Below are 3,441 nucleotides of genomic sequence, written 5' to 3'. Positions count from 1 at the left end.
CACTTGGCCTGCTGTGCCAAGTGGCGCCTGGCCCTTCACGGGATCCGCCACGCCGATCACCGCGCATTCCGCAACCGCGGGGTGCGAGGCCAGCACTTCTTCCATCGCGCCGGTGGACAAACGATGCCCTGCGACGTTGATCACGTCATCGGTGCGCGCCATGATATAGACATAGCCGTCGTCATCCACGTAACCCGCGTCGCCGGTCTCGTAAAAGCCGGGGAAATGGTCCAGATAGGCCTTGCGCAACCGGTCCTCGGCATTCCACAGCGTCGGCAGGCTGCCAGGGGGCAGGGGCAGCTTGATGGCGATGGCGCCAAGCGTGCCCGGCGCAACCGGGTGGCCCGCCTCGTCCAGAACCTGCACGTCATAGCCGGGCATCGGCAGGGAGGGGCTGCCCTTGCGGATCGGCAGCAGGCCGACCCCCAGCGGATTGGCCGCAATGGGCCAGCCGGTCTCCGTCTGCCACCAATGGTCGATCACCGGCACATTCAGCCGGTCCTCGGCCCATGTCACGGTGTCGGGGTCGGCGCGCTCTCCTGCCAGAAACAACGCCTGCAACGATGACAGGTCGTACTGGCCCACCAGCAGACCCTGCGGATCCTCGCGTTTGACCGCGCGGATGGCGGTCGGGGCGGTGAAGAAGCATTTGACGCGGTGATCTGCGATGACGCGCCAGAAGGTTCCGGCATCGGGCGTGCCGACGGGCTTGCCTTCGAACATGACCGTGGTCGCACCGGCCACCAGCGGACCATAGACGATATAGCTGTGCCCCACGACCCAGCCCACGTCCGACGCGACCCAGAAGACGTCGCCCGGACCGATGTCGTAAATGTTCGGCACGCTCCATGCCAGCGCGACGAGATGCCCGGCGGTATGGCGCACCACGCCCTTGGGCTTGCCGGTGGTTCCGGACGTGTAGAGGATATAGGCGGGATGATTGCCTTCGACCGGGACGCAGTCCACGGGTGTGGCGCCGGCCATTGCCTCGGCCCAGTCCGCATCGCGGCCGGGGGTCATGTCGGCCTGACATTGCGGGCGCTGAAAGACGATCGTGACGTCGGGCTTGTGCGTGGCCTCGGCGATGGCGCGGTCCATCAGGGGCTTGTAGGGAACAAGGCGCCCCGGCTCCAGTCCGCAGGAGGCCGCGATGATCGCGCGCGGCTTCGCGTCGTCGATGCGGACCGCCAGTTCATGCGCGGCAAAGCCGCCGAATACGACGGAATGGATGGCGCCGATCCGTGCGCAAGCCAGCATCGCCTGCAGCGCTTCGGGGATCATCGGCATGTAGATGATGACCCGGTCGCCCTTGCCGACCCCGCGCGCCGCCAGAACCCCCGCCAGACGCGCCACCCGGTCCTGCAGTTCCGCATAGGTCAGGCGCACCACGCTGTTCGTCATCGGGCTGTCATGGATCACGGCCAGCCGGTCGCCATGCCCCGCCTCCACATGGCGATCGACGGCATTCCAGCAGGTGTTGACCATACCGTCCGCGAACCATTCGCCCATCGGTCCCTGGTCGAAATGCGCGCGGCTTGGCGGCACCGCCCAGTCGATGTCCTTTGCCGCGCTGGTCCAGAATGTCTCGGGATCGGCCCTCCAGGCCGCGTAAAGATCCTGATAAGCCATGGCCCTCCCCCCATCAGATGGATGATTTGTTACGCAGGAAGGGGCCGTGCGCGCAACCTTGTTAGCGGGAGCGGTCGTCCGCAAGGCAAATAAGCCGGCAAAAGGCCCATCCGGTTTTGCAAAGAAAACGCCGCGGCAAAAAAGACTTTGCTGCGGCGCAGAGTTTGCAATCACGCTGCCCTGGCAGGGCGAATCGGATCAGCCGTAGTGGTTGACGGGGGTGCCTGCCAGCACGCTCATGTTCAGCAGTCCGCGCGTGGTGATCGAGGGCGTCACGATATGGGCCCGGTTGCCCATGCCCATCAGGATCGGCCCGACCTCCAGCCCGCCCGCGCGCATCTTCAGCGCGTTGCGCACGCCCGAGGCCGCGTCGGTTCCCGCAAAGATCAGCACGTTGGCGACACCCTCCAGCCGCGAGCCGGGAAAGATCCGTTCCCGCAGATCCGGGTCCAGCGCCGCATCGACATGCATCTCGCCATCATACATGAAATCGGGCTCCCGCGCGTCCAGCATGGCCAGCGCTTCACGCATCTTGCGGCCGGAATAGCTGTCGGTGTTGCCGAACTGCGAATGGCTGCACAGCGCGATCTTTGGGGCCAGGCCAAAGCGGCGGACATGGCGGGCGGCGCCCATCACGGCCTCCATCACCTGCTGTGGCGTGGGATCGTTGTGGCACTGCGTATCGGCAATGAAGAGCGGCCCATCCTCGAGGATGATCATCGACAGGGCGCCCACCGGCGACAGGCCATCCCGCGCCAGCACCTGCCGCACATATTGCAGATGCCAGGCGTATTGTCCGAAGGTGCCGCAGATCAGGCTGTCGGCCTCAGAGCGGTGGACCATGACGGCGCCGATGGCCGTGGTGTTGGTGCGCATGATCGCGCGGGCGATGTCGGGGCTGACCCCGCGCCGGGCCATCAGACTGTGATAGGTTTCCCAGTAATCGCGATAGCGCGGGTCGTTTTCCGGGTTCACGATCTCGAAGTCGCGTTCGGGCCGGATCGGCAGGCCGGCGCGTTCGGCGCGCATGGCGATGACCTCGGGGCGGCCGATCAGGATGGGAACGTCGGTGGTTTCCTCCAGCATGGCATTGGCGGCACGCAGCACGCGTTCGTCCTCGCCTTCGGCAAAGACGATGCGGCGGGTGGCGGTCGCGGCGGCCTCGAACACCGGGCGCATGATCAAGGCCGAGCGGAAGACCGAACTGTCCAGCTTGCGCTTGTAGGCTTCCAGGTCATCCAGGGGACGGGAGGCAACGCCGGTTTCCATCGCGGCCTTGGCGACCGCGCTGCTGACGACGCCGACAAGGCGGGGGTCGAAGGGCTTGGGGATCAGGTAATCGGGGCCGAAGGTTAGCGTTTCCCCGCGATAGGCGGCGGCGGCCTCGGCGGCGGTGGTGGCGCGGGCCAGTGCGGCGATACCCTCGATGCAGGCGATCTTCATCTCGTCATTGATTGTCGTCGCCCCCACGTCCAGCGCGCCGCGGAAGATGAAGGGAAAGCAGAGGACGTTGTTCACCTGGTTGGGGAAGTCCGACCGCCCCGTGGCGATCAGCGCGTCCGGCGCCCCCTGCCGTGCCTCCACGGGCATGATCTCCGGCGTGGGGTTCGCAAGTGCAAAGATGATCGGGCGCTCTGCCATGCGCGCCACCATCTCAGGCGTCAGGAGCCCTGGGCCCGAGACGCCTAGGAACAGGTCCGCACCTTCGAGCGCCTCTTCGATGCTACGCAAGGGCGTGGCCTGCGCGAACTCCGCCTTCTCGGGCGAGAGGTCGTTGCGGCTCTGGTGAACCACGCCCTTGCTGTCGAGCAT

2 protein-coding genes are annotated in these 3,441 nt (G+C 66.3%); both read right to left on the bottom strand.

Translation table 11 applies throughout. From position 1 onward, the window contains the following. Nucleotides 1–1,629, bottom strand: a 1,629-nt coding sequence (locus ACLHHB_RS10895; protein ID WP_410218308.1) for an AMP-binding protein, incomplete at its 3' end; no start/stop codon positions are given. A 198-nt stretch (nt 1,630–1,827) separates the two neighbouring features. Beyond that, a partial coding sequence (locus ACLHHB_RS10890) for a phosphate acyltransferase (RefSeq protein WP_410218307.1) occupies nt 1,828–3,441 on the bottom strand: 1,614 nt, incomplete at its 5' end.

The sequence above is a fragment of the Paracoccus sp. (in: a-proteobacteria) genome, assembly GCF_046462195.1.
Taxonomy (GTDB): domain Bacteria; phylum Pseudomonadota; class Alphaproteobacteria; order Rhodobacterales; family Rhodobacteraceae; genus Paracoccus.
The sequence above is the reverse complement of the archived record's forward strand: the minus strand, read 5'-3'. Positions and strand labels throughout refer to the sequence as shown.